Raw genomic sequence first — 523 nt, forward strand, 5'->3', positions numbered from 1 at the left:
GGTTAGTTGCGTTGGTTAAACACTAAAGATAGTAAATAATAACAGAATAAAAGGCATGCGAGGATTTTCCTAAATAGACGAAAATTAGCAATTAATTATGTACGGTGTTGGGCTACGTTTTTTAATTCCGATTATAATGTTAATCCAAATCCAATTAATGAAATTATAAAAATTATATAAAATGAAAAACAAAATACTTCGATTACTTTATAAATATCCTTTCGCATGGTCTGTAGTAAGTCATTGGAAGGAATTTTGGAAGCCTGAAGTTTATTTATATATTTTAGTAGACCTGACTGCGCCTGCTTCAAAACAACTACTTCTCCGTACAAAAGAATTGAACAGGAAAGGATTCCGAGTCCGATGGAAGAAATTGTAATAAATCTAAAAATGAAATTAGAAGGACTACATAAGTTCACGCTTGTAAAAACTATAATAGCTGTTATAAATCCAGTTGATGAAATTAGTAAATTCCGTAAAAATGCATAATACTTTTGACTTAATTCATTATCTATTTCAATAA

Annotated in this window: 1 protein-coding gene; it reads right to left on the minus strand. The window is 29.1% G+C overall.

The window, feature by feature from the left end:
• Window positions 1-131 precede the first annotated feature (131 nt).
• Window positions 132-523 (minus strand): hypothetical protein (locus ES044_RS19135; RefSeq protein ID WP_223813573.1); only part of this gene is annotated, 392 nt, incomplete at its 5' end.

It is taken from the genome of Polaribacter sp. IC066 (assembly GCF_007997085.1).
GTDB lineage: Bacteria > Bacteroidota > Bacteroidia > Flavobacteriales > Flavobacteriaceae > Polaribacter.